The organism is Massilia sp. CCM 8734, from assembly GCF_011682155.1.
Lineage (GTDB): Bacteria > Pseudomonadota > Gammaproteobacteria > Burkholderiales > Burkholderiaceae_D > Telluria_A > Telluria_A rubra.
This window is the reverse complement of record NZ_WHJI01000033.1, coordinates 11,910-31,337: the sequence shown is the minus strand read 5'-3', so window position 1 is coordinate 31,337 and position 19,428 is coordinate 11,910. Positions and strand designations below refer to the sequence as shown.

General features: G+C 64.8%; 15 protein-coding genes. 9 read left to right on the top strand and 6 right to left on the bottom strand.

Features of this window, described 5'->3' with window-relative positions:
- Positions 1-32: 32 nt before the first annotated feature.
- Positions 33-533, bottom strand: coding sequence for a hemerythrin domain-containing protein (locus F2P46_RS25155; RefSeq protein ID WP_166895363.1), 501 nt, complete (start codon positions 531-533; stop codon positions 33-35).
- A 270-nt stretch (positions 534-803) separates the two neighbouring features.
- On the opposite strand from F2P46_RS25155, the gene F2P46_RS25150 reads away from it, so the two are divergent.
- Together F2P46_RS25150 and F2P46_RS25145 are read left to right on the top strand one after the other, a co-directional pair.
- Positions 804-3,230: a penicillin-binding protein 1A gene (locus F2P46_RS25150; protein WP_368737956.1), complete on the top strand. Its 2,427-nt coding sequence runs from the start codon at positions 804-806 to the stop codon at positions 3,228-3,230.
- A 128-nt stretch (positions 3,231-3,358) separates the two neighbouring features.
- Positions 3,359-4,717: a trypsin-like peptidase domain-containing protein gene (locus F2P46_RS25145; RefSeq protein ID WP_166895361.1), complete on the top strand. Its 1,359-nt coding sequence runs from the start codon at positions 3,359-3,361 to the stop codon at positions 4,715-4,717.
- A gap of 207 nt (positions 4,718-4,924) precedes the next feature.
- Here F2P46_RS25145 and eutC read toward each other — a convergent pair whose 3' ends face one another.
- The 4 genes from eutC to F2P46_RS25125 form a co-directional block, all read right to left on the bottom strand.
- A complete protein-coding gene (gene eutC / locus F2P46_RS25140) occupies positions 4,925-5,749 on the bottom strand; it encodes an ethanolamine ammonia-lyase subunit EutC (protein ID WP_166895359.1) in 825 nt (274 codons plus the stop codon).
- Positions 5,746-7,116: an ethanolamine ammonia-lyase subunit EutB gene (locus F2P46_RS25135; protein WP_166895482.1), complete on the bottom strand. Its 1,371-nt coding sequence runs from the start codon at positions 7,114-7,116 to the stop codon at positions 5,746-5,748. The genes eutC and F2P46_RS25135 overlap by 4 nt, the downstream gene beginning before the upstream one ends.
- A gap of 87 nt (positions 7,117-7,203) precedes the next feature.
- A complete protein-coding gene (locus tag F2P46_RS25130; protein ID WP_166895357.1) occupies positions 7,204-8,421 on the bottom strand; it encodes a metal-dependent hydrolase in 1,218 nt (405 codons plus the stop codon).
- A 60-nt stretch (positions 8,422-8,481) separates the two neighbouring features.
- Positions 8,482-9,315, bottom strand: coding sequence for a hypothetical protein (locus tag F2P46_RS25125; protein WP_166895355.1), 834 nt, complete (start codon positions 9,313-9,315; stop codon positions 8,482-8,484).
- Between the two features lie 47 nt (positions 9,316-9,362).
- On the opposite strand from F2P46_RS25125, the gene F2P46_RS25120 reads away from it, so the two are divergent.
- From F2P46_RS25120 to F2P46_RS25110, 3 genes are all read left to right on the top strand, one after another.
- Positions 9,363-10,472: a porin gene (locus F2P46_RS25120; protein WP_166895353.1), complete on the top strand. Its 1,110-nt coding sequence runs from the start codon at positions 9,363-9,365 to the stop codon at positions 10,470-10,472.
- A 142-nt stretch (positions 10,473-10,614) separates the two neighbouring features.
- Positions 10,615-11,502 (top strand): universal stress protein, encoded by an 888-nt coding sequence (locus F2P46_RS25115; RefSeq protein WP_166895351.1) that lies wholly within the window; start codon positions 10,615-10,617, stop codon positions 11,500-11,502.
- 205 nt (positions 11,503-11,707) lie between these two features.
- Positions 11,708-12,640 (top strand): AraC family transcriptional regulator, encoded by a 933-nt coding sequence (locus F2P46_RS25110; RefSeq protein ID WP_229509456.1) that lies wholly within the window; start codon positions 11,708-11,710, stop codon positions 12,638-12,640.
- 179 nt (positions 12,641-12,819) lie between these two features.
- On the opposite strand, the gene F2P46_RS25105 is transcribed toward F2P46_RS25110, so the two are convergent.
- Positions 12,820-13,326 (bottom strand): phosphoglycerate mutase family protein, encoded by a 507-nt coding sequence (locus tag F2P46_RS25105; RefSeq protein WP_166895349.1) that lies wholly within the window; start codon positions 13,324-13,326, stop codon positions 12,820-12,822.
- A gap of 163 nt (positions 13,327-13,489) precedes the next feature.
- Between F2P46_RS25105 and F2P46_RS25100 the strand changes: the two genes are divergently transcribed.
- From F2P46_RS25100 to nirB, 4 genes are all read left to right on the top strand, one after another.
- A complete protein-coding gene (locus tag F2P46_RS25100; protein WP_166895347.1) occupies positions 13,490-14,137 on the top strand; it encodes an ANTAR domain-containing protein in 648 nt (215 codons plus the stop codon).
- 30 nt (positions 14,138-14,167) lie between these two features.
- Positions 14,168-15,310 carry a CmpA/NrtA family ABC transporter substrate-binding protein gene (locus F2P46_RS25095; protein WP_166895345.1) on the top strand — a complete coding sequence of 381 codons (1,143 nt, stop codon included), beginning with the start codon at positions 14,168-14,170 and terminating at the stop codon, positions 15,308-15,310.
- Between the two features lie 267 nt (positions 15,311-15,577).
- Positions 15,578-16,882 (top strand): MFS transporter, encoded by a 1,305-nt coding sequence (locus F2P46_RS25090; protein ID WP_166895342.1) that lies wholly within the window; start codon positions 15,578-15,580, stop codon positions 16,880-16,882.
- 11 nt (positions 16,883-16,893) lie between these two features.
- Positions 16,894-19,428, top strand: coding sequence for a nitrite reductase large subunit NirB (gene nirB, locus F2P46_RS25085; RefSeq protein WP_166895340.1), 2,535 nt, complete (start codon positions 16,894-16,896; stop codon positions 19,426-19,428).

The following is a 19,428-nucleotide window of genomic DNA, read 5'->3' as shown; positions in this document are numbered from 1 at the left end:
GCCATCCCGCCCTGGCGGGATGGCGCTGTCAATTACACCGTAATCTGCGCTTTGCGCTCGGCAATTTGCTGCCCCAGCGCTTCCAGATCGAGGCCGGCTTCGCGTGCCTTCGGAAACATTTCGTTCTCTTCTTCCTGGACGTGGTGCTCGATCATCTCGGACAATACCTTGACCTTGGCGTCGAACAACTCTTCGGTGGCTTCCATTTCCATGATCTGCGCGATCAGGTCCTTGGCAGATGCGTGCTCGACGGTGGCTTCGTCAACCAGGTCTTCATTCTTCTTGGTCGCCGCGCGCACTGCCGGGTAGAAGATTTCTTCCTCGGCCGTCGCGTGCTTGGTCAATTCCGTGCAGATCTGCATCGACAGTTTTTTCTTGGTCGCATGCGCGCGTTCGCCCAGGCTCTCGAACTGTTCGAACATCTGTTTCACGTTCTCGTGGTCTTCGGTCAGCAGCGCGATCGCGTCTTGCGCTTCCTGGCCGCCTGGCATGGTTTTCGGCGTGTTACGGGTAGTCGACGATGAGGTCCTCATGGTGTGCTCCTGATATTTTCTGTGGTAACTATTGCGCTACCGGGTGGCTGGGATGATTCCTGGCTGCCTGTCTTGTAGCAGAAACATCATGATAGGCGGCCTCATTCGTGCAGGGAGTAGGCGCACTGGCAATTCCCGCGTAGGACAAAACCACGTCCGCCTATCAGGAACCACGCTGGCCTGCGCCCGCAACGCCGACGCGCGCGACCTTGGACACACCCTCGGATATACTGTGAGGCAAGTTAATGACTTTTAGGCAAGGAAGCAAACGTGGGCGACGACCGCAATCTGATGGGACGACTGGGACAAGGCGTGCGCGCGGCAGGCGGCGCGGCGGGCGAGCGCCTGGGTCGTCTACGCGACTACCTGATGGCGCAGCCGCCGTACAAACGCATCGGACTGCCGCTGCTGTGGTGCGTCGGCGCGCCGCTGGCAGTGCTGCTGGTCTGGGTGCTGATCTTGCTGCCGTTCACGCCCGGCGTTGCCGATCTTAAGCAAACGCGGGCGGCCAAGGCGTCGATCCTGGTGTCCGCCGACGGCAAGGAACTGGCCAGCTTCGAAGAAGGCTTGCAGGAGCGCGTGACCTTGGCCCAGATTTCGCCGCACATGATCGCGGCGCTGATCGCCACCGAAGACCACCGCTTCCGGGACCATCACGGCATCGATTTCAAGCGCACGCTGGCATCGGTGCTGCACACCGCCCTCGGCGATCCGCAGGGCGGCTCGACCATCAGCCAGCAGCTGGCGCGCAATATGTTTCCGGAAGAAATAGGCCGTGCGCGCAACATCAACCGCAAGCTGAAGGAAATGATTACCGCCGTGAAGATCGAATCGGCCTACAGCAAGGATGAGATCCTGGAATCCTACCTGAATACGGTACCTTTCCTGTACAACACCTTCGGCGTCGAGATGGCGGCGCGCACGTATTTCAACACGACCGCCGCCAAGCTCGACATCCTGGAAAGCGCGACCCTGGTGGGCATGCTCAAAGGGACCAATTACTATAATCCGGTCAACAATCCGGAGCGCTCGGTGCAGCGCCGCAATGTGGTGCTGTCGCAAATGCGCAAGCACGGCATGCTCGACGACAAGCGTTACGACAGCTTGCGCCGGAAGCCGCTGCGCGTATCCTTTTCGCGCCAGGCCGAGCGCAACCCGACCGACACCCATTTCACCGCCTATGTGCGCAAGTGGCTGATCGAATGGGCCGACGAAAACGACTACAACGTCGAGCGCGACGGCCTGGTCGTGCACACCACGCTCGACTCCGCCCTGCAGAAGGCCGCCGAAAAGGCGGTCGAGCGCCAGGGCAACGCCTTGCAGATCGTCGCCGACGTCGAATGGGCGCAGAGCGACAGCGGCTCCGGCTCGGCCGGCGGCTATGCCGGCATGCACGGATCGATCACGCCGTTCGAGTATTTCTGGCGCTCGAAAGGGGCGCTGGTCAACAGTTTCATTCGCGAAACGCCCGAGTACAAGAAAGCCATCGAGAGCGGCGACACCGGATCGCTCGCGCTCAAGCGCCTGCGCGCCGACCGCGCCTTCATCGCCCGCTTGCGCGCGGCCAAGACGCGCCTGGAAACCGGCTTCGTGGCGATGGACCCGGAAACCGGTCACATCAAGGCCTGGGTCGGCAGCCGCGATTTCCATAAAGAACAGTACGACCACGTGGTGCAGGCCGCGCGCCAGCCCGGCTCGACCTTCAAGCCGATCGTCTACGGCGCCGCGCTGGAAAAAGGCTTCGCGCCGAACCGTCCGTACCGCGACGCGGTGATGAATATCAAGGCGGGCGATGGCACCGTCTGGCGTCCGACCGACATGAGCGGGTCGAGCGGCAACATGATGAGCATGCGCGATGGCCTGGTGCTTTCCAAGAACACCATTACCGCCCAGGTCATGCAGGATGTCGGCTTGCCGGGCATCATCAACCTGGCGCGCGGCCTCGGCATCCGCAACAGCAAGCTCGAATCGGTGCCCTCGCTGGCGCTGGGCACCAGCCCGGTGACCCTGCTCGAAATGGTCAACGCTTACAGCAGCATTGCGGCCCAGGGCGAGTATCGCAAACCGGTGTTCGTCACGCGCATCACCGATCGGGCAGGCAAGGTCGTCGCCGAATTCGGCTCCCCGGCGCCGGAGCGCGCCATGTCGTCGCAAAACGCGGCGGACTTGATCGACATGATGCGTGGCGTGATCAATCGCGGCACCGGCACGGCCATCCGCTACCGCTTCGGCATTACCGGCGACGTTGCCGGCAAGACCGGCACCACCCAGAACAACACCGATGGCTGGTTCATCATGATGCATCCGAAACTCGTGGCCGGCGCCTGGGTCGGCTTTAACGATAACCGCGTCACCATGCGCAGCAATTACTGGGGGCAGGGCGGCCACAACGCTATTCTGGTGGTGGGCGACTTCTTCAAGGCGGCGGTTGCCGAAGGCAAAGTCGATATGGCTGCGCTGTTCGCCGGCGGACGCCGTCCGGAACCGGTCCGCCAGGAAGACAATCCGGGCGATATCAGCGAAGAAGCCGGCGAAATGCAGCAGGAAGGCGTTGCGCCCCCGCCCCCGCCGGAGCTTGACCCCGACGATATGGAGAGCGAGGAAGCGATGCCGATGGAGGGGGAGCGCGGCGATCCGCCACCACCACCGCCGCCCGAGCCCGAGCAAAATGCGCCGCCGGCCTCGCTCGATCAGTAAAAGCGGCCCCACGTCAATGATGCCGGCGATGTCAAGCCCGTCACCAAGGAAAAGCAATATTTCCGGCGGGCTATGATAGGTGATGATATTTACGCTATGATCGACGTTTCCCACCGGAGACGCTGCAAATGAAACGAACGCTGTACACCATTTTGGGTGTCGATCCCCTCGCTACGTCTGAAGAGATTGCCGCAGCGTACGCGCGTTTGCATGCTGCGTTTCAGAGCGGCTCGTATGACCGCAATGACTGGGTGCTGGTGCGCGAAGCCTACGCCGTGCTGTCGAACAAGGACAAGCGCGGCCATTACGACCGTAGCCAGATCGCGCCGCCGCTCACGCGCGGCGTCGATGCCGACGCCGGGTCGAAGGCTGGTTTCAACCTCGACTGGCGCTATGGCCTGGGCGCAGGCTTGCTGGTGGCCGCGCTCGTGTACTGGTCCAAGGGCCGTGCCCCGGCCGCGCCGCCGGTGGTCGCAGGCCAGGGCGCAAGCCAGGTGGCGATGCAAGACAACGGCGCGCATGGCGGCGGCTTTCCCGCCCAGTCTCAGTCCCAGTCCCAGTCCCACAGCCAGGCTGTGTCCGCCCCTGCGGCTGGCAACGGGTCCGGCGCCATGGGCATGGAAGACCTGTTCGCCAAGCTCTCGCCGTTTGTGGCGCGTATTAATATGTACAACGGCGCCAGCATGGTCGGTACGGGCAGCGGGGTCGCGCTCGGTGGTAACGAAATCATTACCAATTGCCACGTGGCGCTGGCCGGTTCGCGCCTGCAGGTCAAGCTCGGGCGAGACAGCTACGACGCGACAGTGATTGTGGCCGACGAAGAACGCGACCTGTGCAAGCTGTCGGTCAAGGGCCTCAATGCGCCGGCCGCTGTGATCGGCGCCTCGGGCGAATTGCGTACCGGCCAGCGCGTGATTGCCATTGGCGCTCCGCACGGGCTCGACCTGACCATCAGCGACGGTATCGTATCCTCGCTGCGCCCGCTCGACGGCGGCACCCTGATCCAGACCACCGCGCCGGTCTCGCCCGGATCGAGCGGCGGCGGACTGTTCGACAGTTCAGGCCGGCTAGTGGGGATTGTGACGTTCCAGATGCGCACCGGGCAGAACCTGAATTTTGCCGCGCCGGCCGAATGGATCGGCAGCATGCGCACGCGCCGGGGCGGCGGCCTGATTTCCAAGATGAGCGCCGAACGCGCGCAGGACAACCCGGCCCAGAGCGCGCAGAATGGCGACCTGGTGGTGGGCGAATGGCATTGCAACGATCCGATTGGCGGAACGTCGGTGATGATTGCCTTCAGCGACGACCGGACCTTGCAGATGCGTTATGCGAACCGGGTCTCGCCAGGGCGCTGGATGTATCGCGAGAGCCAGCTGTCGATTCAGTTTTCGAACGTGAATGACACCTTGCGGGTGGAAGAACTGTCGCGCGACAAGATGATTCTGAAATTCAATGTCGGGCAGCGACTGGTGTGCGCACGGCGCTAAGCTTGCGGGGGCAGGAGCGCCCGAGGCGCTTGCACCCCGCTAATGCTTGCCGCTGCACATGAAACCGTCATTCCCGCGCAGGCGGGAATCCCATTCCGTGGCATAGCAGCGAACATGGATTCCCGCCAAGGGGGCCGCCGAGGCCGGGAATGACGGTGTTGCATCGAGGAGGCAAGTGCAAGCCACATGCCGATTCCCGGGCTGCCCTCAGCGCAGCAAAAAATTCCCTTGCCCCGCCTGCGGCAATCCCCCTTCGGCAACGGTATCATCCTTGAGCAACACCCCCGACATCCCGCGCTGCCTTGCTTGCGTCAACAGATAATGCAGCCGGTACGCCGCCTCTTCATAGCTCAGCCCGGTCGGCCGCACATTCGAAATGCAGTTACGGTCGGCATCGGTCAGGCCCACGCGCGGCGCCCAGCTCAGGTAGACGCCCATGCTGTCCGGTGAACTGAGTCCCGGCCGCTCGCCGATCAGCACCGCCACCGCGCGCGCGTTGAGCAAGGCGCCGATCTCGTCGCCAATCGCCACCCGCGCCTGGCTGGCGATCACGATCGGCCCGAGGCTCCACTGCTCGTGTTCCTGCGCCTGATCCTGTTCCTCCGCTTTGCGCAAGCGCGCCAGCAGCACCGCCACGAACGCGCGCGCATTCTGTTCGATGGCCAGCGCCGACAAGCCGTCGCCGATGACCAGGGCCAGGTCGCACGAGGCCGGGGCCGCCGCCAGCAGCGCGGCGCGCGACGGCGCATCGAGCATGCGGCCCAGGTCCGGACGCTGCAGGTAGCTGGCGCGGTCCGGGCAGGCGCTGTGCACGCTGAGGCAGGCGTGCCCATCCCCGGCCAGCGCCGTCGCCAGCGCATCCGCATCGAGCGCCATGTGGACCGCGTCGCGCGCGCGCGCATGCGCCAGCTGAAAATCGAGCTGCGCCGACGTCGGTACGCTCACGCCGCTGCGCCCGAGCGCAATGCGCGCCTGGGTCAGCCCGCGCAAGGCTTGCCATGGATTGGACAGTACATGCTTCGATTGGTTCATAAACGGTGCAAGGCTTGTTGAAAAACGGGCGCCAGCGCGTCCGGCAGTTGGGCGGCGCCGGTGCCGCAAAAAATCTGCATGCGGTGCAGCCAGGCTTCGAACTCCGGCGCGGCGCGCAGGCCCAGCACGCGGCGCGCGTACAAGGCGTCGTGAAAGGACGTGCTCTGGTAATTGAGCATGATGTCGTCCGAGCCCGGCACGCCCATGACGAAGTTGCAGCCGGCCGCGCCGAGCATGGTCAGCAGCACGTCCATATCGTCCTGGTCGGCTTCGGCATGGTTGGTGTAGCAGACGTCGCACCCCATCGGCAAGCCGAGCAGCTTGGCGCAGAAGTGGTCTTCCAGCCCGGCGCGGATGATCTGCTTGCCGTCGTACAGGTATTCCGGACCGATGAAGCCGACCACCGAGTTCACCAGCAGCGGCTTGAAGGCGCGCGCGACCGCGTAGGCGCGCGCTTCGCAGGTTTGCTGGTCGAGCCCGTGATGGGCGTTGGCCGACAGCGCGCTGCCCTGGCCGGTTTCGAAATACATGACGTTCTCGCCCACCGTGCCGCGTCCCAGCGACAGGGCGGCGCTGCGCGCTTCGGCCAGCAGCGCCAGATCGATGCCGAAGCTGCGGTTGGCCGCCTCGGTCCCGGCCACCGACTGGAATACCAGGTCGACCGGCGCCCCGCGCCTGATCGCCTCGATGGTGTTGGTGACGTGGGTCAGCACGCACGACTGGGTTGGAATCTGGTACTGGGCAATGACGGCGTCGAGCATGCCGACCAGGGTGATTACCTGGGCCACGTTGTCGGTGGCCGGGTTGATGCCGATCACGGCGTCGCCGCTGCCGTACATCAGGCCGTCGAGCATGCTGGCGGCGATGCCGGTGGCGTCGTCGGTCGGGTGGTTCGGTTGCAGGCGCGTGGCCATGCGCCCGTCGAGCCCGAGCGTGTTGCGAAAGGCCGTGATCACGCGGCATTTGCGCGCCACCAGCACCAGGTCCTGGATGCGCATGATTTTCGACACCGCCGCCGCCATCTCGGGCGTGATGCCGGGCGCGACAAAGGCCAGCAGCGCGCTGTCGGCGGCGTCGCCCAGCAGCCAGTTGCGCAGGTCGCCGACGTTCAGGTGGGCGATCGGCGCGAAGGCGGCCGCATCGTGGCTGTCGACGATCAGGCGCGTGACTTCATCGTCTTCATACGGAATCGGGGGATTGTCGAGAATGGTGCGCAATGGCAAGTCGGCCAGGGCCATCTGGGCCGCCACCCGTTCTTCGGCGCTGGCCGCCGCCACGCCCGCCAGCAGGTCGCCCGAGCGGGCCGGCGAGGCGCGCGCCATCAAGTCCTTGAGGTCGCGAAAGCGGTAGGTGCGCGGCCCGACCATGTGCGAAAACCGCTGTGTTGTCACGGGGGCTCCGGGGGCGGTGGTTGGCGTGGAACGAGCATAGCATGGACTGGCTGAGATAGGCTCTTACAGCAGGTCCGCGCGCGGATAGCCCCAGCCCGGAACGCCGGCGGGGCAGGGTTGGCCGTTTTTCTCGTCCAGCGGCAAGGTGGTGAAATTGCCTTTCGGCGTGGTGCTGAAGCGCACGTCGGAGGCGTTGTCCGTGCCCAGCGCGGGCATGCGCGCAAAGCGCAGCCAGGCATCGAAACGACAGTTGCCCGCCTGCAGCGCGCGCAAGCGGGCCAACGATGCTTCCTGGCTCCAGTTGATGAGCAGCTGCGTGCCGGGGGCGGGCGTGCCTTCGGACAGGGCGGCTGGGCAAGCGTCGAGCCCGAGCACCTTCGGTGCGATGCTGAGCATGCCGCGCCGCACGCGGTAGCTGCCGGCCACGTTGTCGCGTTCGGCCGAGACGAAGATCCAGCACAACGGATTGGCGGGAAACGCCGTCATTGACGTATCGAGCAGGGTGCTGGCCGGGTCGAGCTGGCGCAGGTGGTCGGCCACGATGGTCTTGCCCTGCCGCATTGCGCCGCCCTGGACCGCCACGAAGCCGAGCGCGACCAGCAGCGCCGCGGACAATGCTTGCTTGCCGGCCTTGCCGGCGCGCTGTTGCAGCAGGGCCAGGCCGGCGCCGAAGGCGAGCAGGGCCGCCAGCGAGCCCCAGTGCAGAAAACCGCGCACGGTGAAATAGGCCAGCATGCCGGACAGCGCGACCAGCGGCAGTGCACGCCAAAAGCGGTTGCCCAGCATCATCGCCAGCGGTACCGCGCCGGCCACCCAGAACACCGGTTCCAGGATGAAGACCATGTCGCCATACACCCAGCGCGTGTCGAAGGGATAAAACGGATGCACGCCGTAGGAGTTCAAGGCATCCATGCCCAGGTGCAGCAGGAAACCGGCGGTGACCGCCGCCAGCAGCCCGGCGCGGGCTGGCTTGCTGGCGCGCAGCAGGGCGCGCGCGCCCGGCCACAGCAGCCACAGCAGGGCGACCAGCAGCAACGCCTGGGGAATTTCGAGCAACAAAGTGTGGGTGTGGCCGCGATGATGCAGCAGGTAGCCCAGCGGACTTGGCAGGAGGCCGCCGAGCACCAGGTCGAGGTCGGGGAAATTGCTGGCGGCCCAGCACGAAACCAGCATCAGGCGGCGCCGGGTGCGCTGCGAGGCCGGATCGGCTTCGGCCGGCAAACTACGGTGAACCAATTCGCCGGCGGCCAGTCCAATTAACGAGTGACTTAAATTATCCATGGCCGCGATCTTACCGTGCCAGCTGTATTCTTGCTGAGCCGGCAGGCGGCGCCGTATGCTCTATTTCACCGTGATCGCGTTCATCTTCGCGACAAACAGTTTCATATGGCGCTCGGCGATCGCGCTGATGCTGGCGCTGGTTTTCGCGCCGAAAAACGTCAGGATGTCCCGGTTCAAAGCTGGGCCAACGCGGTCCAGTTTTTTGCCCAAGCCCGATCTGCCGTGGGCGAGGATGGCGTCGTTTTCCTGCGCCGTAAACAGGTCGTTGTGCTTGTCCCATGCCGCCGGATCGCTCACGCCGGTGCGGCGCTGTTCTTCCTTGATCCTTGCGCCGACATCGATGGTCTTTCGATAGGCGCTGCTGCTGTAAAACGCTGCCAGCTCCGTGATCTCGTGGTCGGTGAAAAAGCGCGGGTAGACCGTGTGGGCCATCTCATCGACCAGCGCTGTCATATCCATCGACCGGTCCAGCGTTTTCAAGTCGCCGGCGACTGCGGCGGTCCAATCGGGAAGCAAGGCCAGTGCTTTCTTGCGTTGAGCTTGCGACAGCTGCGGTGCGGCATTCACCTTGTCTTTCACGGTTTGTTGCATGACATCGGCATGACGCTGGGCGGCGCTGTCGATGTAGCTCCGCCACTTTTCTTCGATGTGTTGCGCCGTGACGATCGTTTGCAGGGCTTTTTTCGCCTCCGCGCCCGGCTCGGCCGCCTGTGCCGTGGACCAGAGGCAGCTGAAAGCGAGCGCCAGGGCGAGGATTGGTTTCAACACGTTGCCTCCAAATATGTATAAGGCAACATGATAGCGGAGATTGTCACTTGCTCCAGCGCACTGGCGGAAGAAATGGTCGCTGACCCGCAAAATTCGGTGAACCACTTCGGCGCCGGGTTGGTCCAACCATCAAGTCAGTTCTTACCGATATCCGTATGCAAAGGAAGCCGGCAATGAAATTACTCATCTCGTTCGTGGCGGCGGCAGTGTTTGGTTTTTTTGGCAGTGGTGCATGGGCGCAGTCGGCCGTCACGATCTATGGCCTTGCTGACGCCGGCCTCGTGCGCGAGCACGGCGGCGCCGGCGGCAAGCTCACCCGTATCAGCAGTGGCGTCGGCTCGGCTTCGCGCATCGGGTTTCGCGGATCGGAAGACCTTGGAGACGGCTGGAGCGCCAATTTTCTGCTGGAGGCGGGCGTGCGGCTCGACACCGGCGAGCAGGAGTCGTCCGGCGCGCTGTTCCACCGCCAGGCCTACGTGGGCGCGCGCCATCGCGACTACGGCGCGGCGACCCTGGGGCGCCAGTACACGCCTTACTATAATGCGCTCACCAGCGTGGGCGACCCGTTCGGCGGCGCTTACGCGGGCACGGCCAAGAACCTGTTCCCGGCCGGCGGCCAGAATACGCGCACCAGCAACGCCATCGTGTATGCCATGCCCGACATCATGGGCGTGACGGCCGAACTGTCGTATGCGCTCGGCGAGCAGCCCGGCAGCGGCACGGCGGGGCGCCAGTTCGGCCTGGCGCTCGGTTACAGCCAGGGTCCGCTCAACGCGCGCCTGGCCTACAACCACCGCAACAATGATGTCACGGCGGCGGCCGGCGCCGCTGCCGTGCCGCCGGTGCCCGCCGCCGACCGCGACATTGGGCGCAACACGCTGCTGGCAGCCAATTACAACTTTGGCGTAACCCGCGCGTACGTGGCGTATGGCGTGGACAAGGGCGCCAACAGCGCCTTGCTGCCCAACAGCGGCAATCCGTACGGCGGCGTGCGTCCCACCGCGTCCACCGACAGCCGCGACATGCTGCTTGGCGCCTCGGTCCCGTTCGGCATGACGACGCTCATGGCCTCGTATATTCGCAAGAACGACCGCACGGCGTACGACCAGGATGCGCACCAGTGGGGCATTGGGCTGAGCCACGCACTGTCGCGGCGTACCAGCCTGTACACGGCGTATGCGCGCATCAGGAACAAGCATGGCGCTGGTTACACCGTGGGGAATAACACCGAACCCGGCAGCGGCGACAGCGCATTCAACCTGGGCGTGCGGCATCTGTTCTGACGGGTTTTTTGCATCGTGTGCGCGCTCCGTACGTTGCGCGTGGCATGGTGAACGCGTTTGGGCGGGCGCAAATGCCTTGGAGCGGGCAGGGCGCATCTGGTTTCTGCGCTGTCTGCGCGTCACCGGAGTGAAGGAGGCCAACATGGAGTACAAAACGATTCTCGTGCATGTCGATGAGTCGGCGCAGGCCGCTGCGCGGATTGATGCGGCGGCACGGCTTGCCATTGAGCATAACGCGCATCTGATCGGCACGGCGCTGACCAACCTGCCGCCGCGCTTGCTGGCGCTGAGCGGCCTCGATCCCAGCTTGCCGCCCATGCAAGCGCCGCTTGTGGAACTGCGGCGCCTGGCCGACAGCGCGCTCGACGCCTTCGAGCAGCGGGCCGCCGCGCTTGGCGTGCTGTCGGTCGAGCGGCGCCGGCTGGAAGAAGAGATCGGGCTGGGCATGAGCTTGCAGGCACGCTATTGCGACCTGGTCGTGATCGGCCAGCACAATGCCGCCCATCCCATGCCGGGTATACGGGCCGATTTTCCAGAGTATGTCTTGCTCAATTCGGCCAAGCCGGTGCTGGTCGTTCCCGCCACGGCATCGCAGGGGCCGCTGTTGGGGCAGCGCATTGTGGTCGGTTGGAATGGCAGCGCCCCGGCCAGCCGCGCGATCGCCAGTGCGATTCCATTGATGCGGCGGGCGCGCCAGGTCGATATCGTCGTCGTCGATGCGCGCGCGCAAGGCGACCTGCACGGCGCCATGCCGGGTGCGGACCTCGCCTTGTACCTGGCGCGGCACGGTCTGCGTGTCAACGTGCGCGACATCGACAGTCACGCCGATCCTGGCCGGGCCGTTCCTGGCCGGGCCGTTCCTGGCCGGGCCGATCCAGGGCGGGCCTTGCTGGCGGCGGCGGGCGAGGCCGGCGCCGACCTGATCGTGATGGGCGCTTATGGCCGCTCGCGCTTCCGTGAAGTCTTGCTCGGCGGCGCGACCCGGACCGTGCTCAGGTCGTCTACCTTGCCGCTCTGGATGATGCATTAAGCGCGGCTGAGTAGAATCGAGGCGCGGCCGGGGTGGCGGTCGCCGCGGCGGCGTTGTTCTTCGTTGTTTGTCCGGCGATGCGGCATGCGGGCCTGGCTGGCGGCCTCGCAAGAGAATCAGGCAAGCCTGCGCGAGGATTGGATCTTGGCGCGCAGTCGTGTTGCGGCTTACACTGGCGGCTGACGAACCCGCTACCGAGGAGCCGATGCCAACCCCGCCAAGCAGACAAGACCGGATGATCGCCTTGCTGGGCAGGCTGGCGCCGTCCGAAGGCTACACTGCCTCCGCCCTCGAGGCGGTGGGCTTGATGCGCGCGAATCACGCCGTGGCGCGCACGCCGGTGTTGTACGAGCCCTGTATCGTGATCGTTTGCCAGGGGCGCAAGCGGGGGTATCTGGGTGAGCGGAGCTTTATCTACGATGCCCAGCAATATCTGGTGTTGTCGGTTCCCTTGCCGTTCGAAAGCGAAACCGAGGCCAGCGAAGCCGAGCCGCTGCTTGCCTTCAAGATGCACATCGACCTGGCAGTCGCTGCCGAACTGGCGCTGGCGCTCGGTCCGGCGCCGCCGGCGCACAACGCGCCGGTGAGCATGTGCTCGACCCCCATGGACGATGTCCTCGGCGACGCCGTGCTGCGCCTGCTTGAAGTGCTGCTATGTCCGGTGGAGGCGCAGGTGCTGGGGCCGGGCATCATGCGCGAGATCCTGTATCGCGTGCTGACGGGCGAGCAGGGCGGTGCGGTGCGCGCGGCACTGGCGCAGCACAGCCAGTTCGGCAAGATCGGCAAGGCGCTGCGCCGCATTCACGCCGGTTTCAGCGGCGAGTTGGACGTGCCAACCCTGGCGCAGGAAGCAGGGATGAGCGTGGCTGCCTTTCACGCGAACTTCAAGGCGGTCACGCAGACATCGCCGATCCAGTATCTCAAGAGTACGCGCCTGCACAAGGCGCGCCTGTTGATGGTGCAGGAAGGGCTGAGCGCCGCCACCGCCTCGAATCGGGTCGGCTACGAAAGCAGTTCGCAGTTCAGCCGCGAATTCAAGCGCTTTTTCGGCCGCAGTCCGGTACAGGAAGCGGCCGTGATGAAAACGGTCTTGAGCCAGTCGTCGAAGGAGGCGCCGGCTTATGTGACGGCGCATTAAGTCTTTGTTCGAGTCTTTTGTTGATGGAAAAGGCTTCGAACCTCGTTGAAGCGCCGGAGGCAGGAACCGCTTGCCAGGATGCACGTGCAAACTTCCCACTTAGTTCCACCCCAGCGTTGACAGCGGCGACCGGCGACCGGTCAACGTTTGCATGCGCTGTTCGTCGTCGTCCGCTTCCCTCAATTCGCCACCGAATGCAGCAACACCGTCGTCACGCCGCCATCCTGATCGACGATCAGCTGATACAGCCGGTCGAATTCATCATCGCCGATATCGGCGCCCGGTTTTCCGCCAAACAAGCGCACCAGTTCCGGAACCGTATTCGAGTGGCCAACCACCAGCGCCGTCCCGCCCGCCGCCTTGACCTGCCCGACCAGCCTGGCGCCTTGCGCGGGATCGTAGGTGCGCACTTCCAGTCCCAGGGCGCTGGCCAGCGGCTGCGCCGTCTGCCGCGTACGCTGAGTCGTACTGCTGTAAATATGGGTGATGCCGGTCGACTTGAGGATGGCGGCAATATTGCCGGCGCGGGCCTTGCCCTGGGCCGTCAACTCCGGGTCTTTCTCGACTGATCCCTTTTCGCCATGCCGGACCAGGTAGATGATGGACGGATCGGCCGCTGCCAGGCCGGGCGCCAGCAGGGCTGCGGCGAGGAGGACGCCGCCAAGGAGGGAAGAACGGATGCGCATGCTCGGCTTTCGGAATGGTCGGGACGAAGGAACAGCAATGTAGCGCAGGCTGGCTGAAGGATGCAACTATTCCCCGCCGTTCCACCTCATCGGACCGGCTCTGCATGGTTGGCGCGTATCTTGCTTGCATGGTAAGTACATGGCCACACTCTCAAGCAAACAAATGTCCAGAACTCCCGCGTTCCCCCCTCGCAAGCTGCGCATTGTCGTCGTCAACACGATCGTGCCGGATGGTGGCGAGCACGATGCCGCCCTGGCCGTCCAGGTCATGCGCGGCAATGCGCTGCGCATCGGCCTGCTCGAATCGGGCTACGACATCGTCGCATCGCTGCCCGCCGATATCTACCTTCCTGAAAGGATTGCCCAACTACAGCCCGACATGATCATCATCGACGCCGAATCGGACGCGCGCGACGTGCTCGAGCACATCGTCATCGCCACCCGCGACGAGCGCCGCCCGATCGTGCTGTTTACCGAGGACGACACTACCACCAGCATGGACGCGGCCATGGCGGCCGGTGTGTCGGCCTACATCGTGGCCGGCTTGCAGTCCGAGCGCATCAAACCGGTGCTGAACGTGGCGCTGGCGCGTTTCCGCCAGGAGCAGAAACTGCTGGCCGAGCTCAGCGAGACGCGCCACAAGCTGGCTGAGCGCAAGGTGATCGACCGCGCCAAGGGCATCTTGATGACGCATCACCGGCTGACCGAGGACCAGGCCTACCAGAAGCTGCGCAGCATGGCGATGAACAAGAATCTGAAGCTGGCGGAGATCGCCCAGCGCATCCTCGATGTCGAGGATCTGCTCGGTTGAATCGGTGCCGGCAGCAACACAAGGAGTGGTATGGCAGTGATAAACGGTAATCAATTGCGCACGGTCAGGATCGGCTTCATGCCCTTGACCGATTGCGCGTCGCTGGTCATGGCGGCCGAGTGCGGCTTCGACCGTCAGTACGGCATCAGGATCGTGCTCAGCCGCGAGACTTCGTGGGCCAACCTGCGCGACAAGCTCGGCTCGGGCGCGCTCGACGCCGCCCACGTGCTGTATGGCCTGATGTACGGCGTGCAGCTGGGCATCGGCTGTCAGCGGCAGGCGATGGCGGTGCTCATGAACCTGAGCCGCAATGGCCAGGCGGTGACCTTGTCGCGCGCGCTGGCGGAGCAGGGCGCGGTCGATGGGCCGCGCCTGGCGCAGCACATGCGGGATCGTCCCCGCAGCACCACTTTCGCCCACACTTTTCCGACTGGTAACCACGCGATGCTGCTGTATTACTGGCTGGCGGCGCACGGCATCGACCCGTTGCGCCAGGCGCGCGCGCTGACGGTGCCGCCGGCCCAGATGGTGGGCAGCTTGCGGGCGGGCATGATCGACGGTTTCTGCGCGGGCGAGCCGTGGGGCCAGCGCGCCATCGACGAGGGCGTGGGTGTGACGGCCGTGACCAGCCAGCAAATATGGCCCGATCATCCGGGCAAGGTGCTGGGAACCACGGCGGCGTTTGCCGCGAGCGAACCGGCTACCTGCCGCGCCATGATCGCGGCGGTGCTCGACGCCAGCCGCTGGATCGAGGCGTCAACCGCCAACAAGGAGCAGACGGCCACGGTGATGGCCGGGTCGGCCTACCTGAACACGGGCAGGCAAGCCATTCTGGCGCGCCTGGCCGGGCAGTACGACAACGGCGCCGGCGTGCGCTGGACGGATGCGCGGGCGCTGAGTTTTCATGGCGACGGCGAGGTCAATTTTCCGTATCTGTCGGACGGGATGTGGTTCATGACCCAGCAGCGCAGGTGGGGCTTGCTCAGGGAAGATCCGGATTACCTGGGCCAGGCCCAGGCGGTCAACCGGATCGACTTGTACAAAGGCGCGGCCGAGATGACCGGCACCCAGTTACCGGCATCAAGCATGCGCAGCTCGACCCTCATCGACGGCGTGCGCTGGGATGGCGGCGATCCGCGCGGCTATGCCGGGTCGTTTCCGATTCATCAATGAAAGAAGGACGCACGCAGCGACGCATCATTTTCGGGCATTGTTGCACCGCAATGTAGCGCCCGCTTGAATTCCACCCCCGAACCCTTCCATCCCACCCCTGACCCACGCTGGCACGGCGTTTGCTAATCAATACCTATCGGATCAATGGCGATCCCCTGAACAACTTGCGCTGATCTAACGACGGATCGGCAGGACAACGGCGTCCGTCCAACCTGGTTTGATAACCGGGTCTGGTCGGACGCCTTTTTGTTTTTAACGGGATAAAACATGGCCACCAAAGCAAACACCATCGCTCTCTTTAGTATGAGCACACCGCAGATGCGCGCCTTCCACCTGACCTGGATGGCCTTCTTTGTCTGCTTCTTCGCCTGGTTCGCCTGCGCGCCGCTGATGCCCATTATCAAAGGGGAATTCGGCCTCACCCTGGCCCAGGTCGCCAACATCAACATCGCGGCCGTCGCCATCACCATCCTGGTCCGCCTGGTCGTCGGCCCGATGTGCGACCGCTTCGGCCCGCGCAAGGCCTACACCGGCCTGTTGCTGCTCGGCGCCATCCCTGTCCTTGGCGTGGCCGCCTCGCAAAGCTACGAAAGCTTCCTGTTCTTCCGCCTTGGCATCGGCGCCGTGGGTGCCAGCTTCGTCATCACCCAGTACCATACCTCGGTCATGTTCGCCCCCAATGTTGTCGGCACCGCCAACGCGGCGGCCGCCGGCTGGGGCAACGCCGGCGGCGGCGCGGCCCAGGCGCTGATGCCCCTGCTGGTCGGCGCGCTGCTGATGCTGGGCGTGAGCGAAGCCCTCGGCTGGCGCGTGGCCCTCCTGGTCCCCGGCGTGCTGATGGTCGTCATGGCTGGCTTGTACTGGAAATTCACCCAGGACTGCCCGCAAGGTAACTACGACGCGATGCGCGCCGCCGGCATCCCTGTCGAAGGTGGAAAGAAAGGCGGCTGGGAGAGCTTCAAGGCCGCCAGCGCCAATCACCGCGTGTGGCTGCTGTTCGTCACCTACGGCGCCTGCTTCGGTATCGAGATCTTCATCCACAACATCGCCGCCGTCTACTACGTCGACCACTTCAAACTGAGCCTGAAAGAAGCCGGCATGGCCGCCGGCAGCTGCGGCCTGCTGGCGCTGTTCGCCCGTGCGCTGGGTGGCTGGGTATCGGACAAGATGGCCATGCGCGGCACCATCAACAGCCGCGTAACCCTGCTGTTCGTGCTGATGATCGGCGAAGGCGCGGGCCTCCTGTGGTTCGCCAAGGCCGACGGCGTCGCCTTCGCGGTGATCGCCATGCTGGTCTTCGGCCTGTTCACCCACATGGCTTGCGGCGCCACTTACGCGCTGGTGCCCTTCATCGACAGCCGTGCGCTGGGTGGCGTGGCCGGCATCATCGGCGCCGGTGGCAACGTGGGTGCGGTCGCTGCCGGCTTCCTGATGAAAGGCACTGGCGACATCGCCCAAACCCTCACCATCCTCAGCGGCCTGGTGCTGCTGTCGGCGCTGTGCGCCATCGCGGTCCGGCTCAGCGCCGCCGTGGACGACCGTCCGGTCGCCGTCAACAATGCAGTCGCTTAGGGAGAACCAGCATGAAAATCATCGTCATCGGCCACGGCATGGTAGGCCACAAATTCCTCGAGTCGCTCGGCGCTGCCGCCGCGCCAGGGCTGGAAGTGACGGTCCTGTGCGAGGAGCCGCGCGCCGCCTACGACCGCGTGCACCTGTCGGAATTCTTCTCCGGTAAATCGGCCGACGACCTGTCGCTGGTGCCGGCCGGCTTCTTCGAGGGCGGCAATATGCTGCTCAAGCTGAACGCGAAGGCCGTCGCCGTCGACCGCGAAGCCAGAACCGTCACCGTCGGCAGCGGCGAAGTGCTGGCCTACGACAAACTGGTGTTCGCCACCGGCTCGTATCCGTTCGTGCCGCCGCTGGCTGGCAAGGACCGCAAGGACTGCTTCGTCTACCGCACCATCGAAGACCTGGAAGCGATGCTCGAATGCGGCAAGCGCTCCAAGACCGGCGTGGTGATCGGCGGCGGCCTGCTTGGCCTGGAATGCGCCAAGGCCCTGCGCGACATGCAGCTGCAAACCCACGTGGTGGAATTCGCCCCGCGCCTGATGGCGGTGCAGGTCGACGATGGCGGCGCGCGCGTGCTGCGCGCCAAGATCGAAGACCTGGGCGTGACCGTCCACACGCAAAAGAACACGCTCGAAATCATCGACGGCGAAGACGGCACGCACCGCATGAACTTTGCCGACGGCAGCCATCTGGATACCGACATGATCGTCTTCTCGGCCGGCATCCGCCCGCGCGACGACCTGGCGCGCCTGTGCGGGCTGGCGATCGGCCCGCGCGGCGGCATCGCCATCGACAACAGCTGCCTCACGTCCGACCCGGACGTTTACGCCATCGGCGAATGCGCGCTGTGGAACGGCCAGTTGTTCGGCCTGGTGGCGCCGGGCTACGACATGGCCCGCGTCGCCGCGCGCCATTTGCTGGGTGAGCAAGCGGCTGCCTTTACCGGCGCCGACATGAGCACCAAGCTCAAACTGATGGGCGTGGACGTGGCCAGCATTGGCGATCCGCACGCGGCCAGCCCGGGCAGCCGCTCGTACCAGTTCACCGACGAGCGCAAACAGGTCTACAAGAAGATCGTGGTGTCGGACTGCGGCAAATTCCTGCTCGGCGGCGTGATGGTGGGCGACGCCAGCGAGTACGGCACCCTGCTGCAGATGATGTTGAATAAGATCGAGCTGCCCGAGTCGCCCGAATTCCTGATCCTGCCGCAAAGCGACGGCAAGGCGCGCCCCGGCCTGGGCGTGGACGCGCTGCCCGACACCGCCCAGATCTGCTCCTGCAACGATGTATCGAAAGGCGACCTGTGCGCCGCCGTGTGCGGTGGCGCCACCACCATCGGTGCGCTCAAAAGCTGCACCAAGGCCGGTTCCACCTGCGGCGGCTGCGTGGCGCTGGTCACGCAGGTGATGAAGGCCGAGATGAAAAAGCAGGGCATGGCCGTCAACAACCACGTCTGCGAACACTTCCCGTACTCGCGCCAGGAGATCTACCACCTGGTCAAGGTCGGCAAAATCACATCCTTCGAAGACCTGCTGGCGCAGCACGGCACGGGACGCGGTTGCGATGTCTGCAAACCGGTAGCCGCCAACGTGCTGGCCTCGACCTGGAACGACTTCGTGCTCAAGCCAGAACACGCCAGCCTGCAGGATTCGAACGATTACTTCCTCGGTAACATCCAGAAAGACGGCACTTATTCGGTGGTGCCGCGCATGCCGGGCGGGGAAGTGACGGCCGATGGCCTGATCGCGGTCGGCATGGTCGCCAAAAAATACGGCCTGTACACCAAGATCACCGGCGGCCAGCGGGTCGACCTGTTCGGCGCGCGCGTCGAGCAGTTGCCCTTTATCTGGGAAGAGCTGATCGAGGCCGGTTTTGAGTCGGGCCACGCCTACGGAAAATCGCTGCGCACCGTCAAATCGTGCGTGGGTTCCACCTGGTGCCGCTACGGCGTGGCCGACAGCGTCGGTTTCGCCATCGAACTGGAAAACCGCTACAAAGGCTTGCGCACGCCGCACAAGATCAAGTTCGGCGTCTCCGGCTGCACCCGCGAATGCGCCGAAGCGCAGGGCAAGGACGTGGGCCTGATCGCCACCGAAAAGGGCTGGAACCTGTACGTGTGCGGCAACGGCGGCATGAAGCCGCGCCACGCCGAACTGATTGCATCAAGCCTGGACCAGGAAACCGTGGTGCGCTACATCGACCGCTTCCTGATGTTCTATATACGCACCGCCGACCGCCTGCAGCGCACCAGCGTTTGGCGCGACAACCTCGAAGGCGGCCTCGATTACCTCAAATCGGTGGTCATCGACGACAAGCTGCATCTGGCCGCCGAACTCGAAGCGGACATGCAGCACGTGGTCGACACCTACGCCTGCGAGTGGAAGAACGCCGTCAACGATCCGGCCACGCGCCAGCGCTTCCGCCATTTCGTCAACAGCGACCAGGCCGACCAGAACGTTGTCTTCATGCCCGAACGCGGCCAGATTCGCCCGGCCACGATCGAAGAACGCAAGCGCGTCATCCCCCTCATCGTCAAAACCGCCTAA

What these genes read in the sequence shown, in the direction of transcription:
- F2P46_RS25155 (WP_166895363.1), bottom strand. Translation starts at nt 533, where the DNA reads ATGAGGACCTCATCGTCGACTACCCGTAACACGCCGAAAACCATGCCA.
- F2P46_RS25145 (WP_166895361.1), top strand. Translation starts at nt 3,359, where the DNA reads ATGAAACGAACGCTGTACACCATTTTGGGTGTCGATCCCCTCGCTACG.
- eutC (WP_166895359.1), bottom strand. Translation starts at nt 5,749, where the DNA reads ATGAACCAATCGAAGCATGTACTGTCCAATCCATGGCAAGCCTTGCGC.
- F2P46_RS25135 (WP_166895482.1), bottom strand. Translation starts at nt 7,116, where the DNA reads ATGGTCGGGCCGCGCACCTACCGCTTTCGCGACCTCAAGGACTTGATG.
- F2P46_RS25130 (WP_166895357.1), bottom strand. Translation starts at nt 8,421, where the DNA reads ATGGATAATTTAAGTCACTCGTTAATTGGACTGGCCGCCGGCGAATTG.
- F2P46_RS25120 (WP_166895353.1), top strand. Translation starts at nt 9,363, where the DNA reads ATGAAATTACTCATCTCGTTCGTGGCGGCGGCAGTGTTTGGTTTTTTT.
- F2P46_RS25115 (WP_166895351.1), top strand. Translation starts at nt 10,615, where the DNA reads ATGGAGTACAAAACGATTCTCGTGCATGTCGATGAGTCGGCGCAGGCC.
- F2P46_RS25110 (WP_229509456.1), top strand. Translation starts at nt 11,708, where the DNA reads ATGCCAACCCCGCCAAGCAGACAAGACCGGATGATCGCCTTGCTGGGC.
- F2P46_RS25105 (WP_166895349.1), bottom strand. Translation starts at nt 13,326, where the DNA reads ATGCGCATCCGTTCTTCCCTCCTTGGCGGCGTCCTCCTCGCCGCAGCC.
- F2P46_RS25100 (WP_166895347.1), top strand. Translation starts at nt 13,490, where the DNA reads ATGTCCAGAACTCCCGCGTTCCCCCCTCGCAAGCTGCGCATTGTCGTC.
- F2P46_RS25095 (WP_166895345.1), top strand. Translation starts at nt 14,168, where the DNA reads ATGGCAGTGATAAACGGTAATCAATTGCGCACGGTCAGGATCGGCTTC.
- F2P46_RS25090 (WP_166895342.1), top strand. Translation starts at nt 15,578, where the DNA reads ATGGCCACCAAAGCAAACACCATCGCTCTCTTTAGTATGAGCACACCG.
- nirB (WP_166895340.1), top strand. Translation starts at nt 16,894, where the DNA reads ATGAAAATCATCGTCATCGGCCACGGCATGGTAGGCCACAAATTCCTC.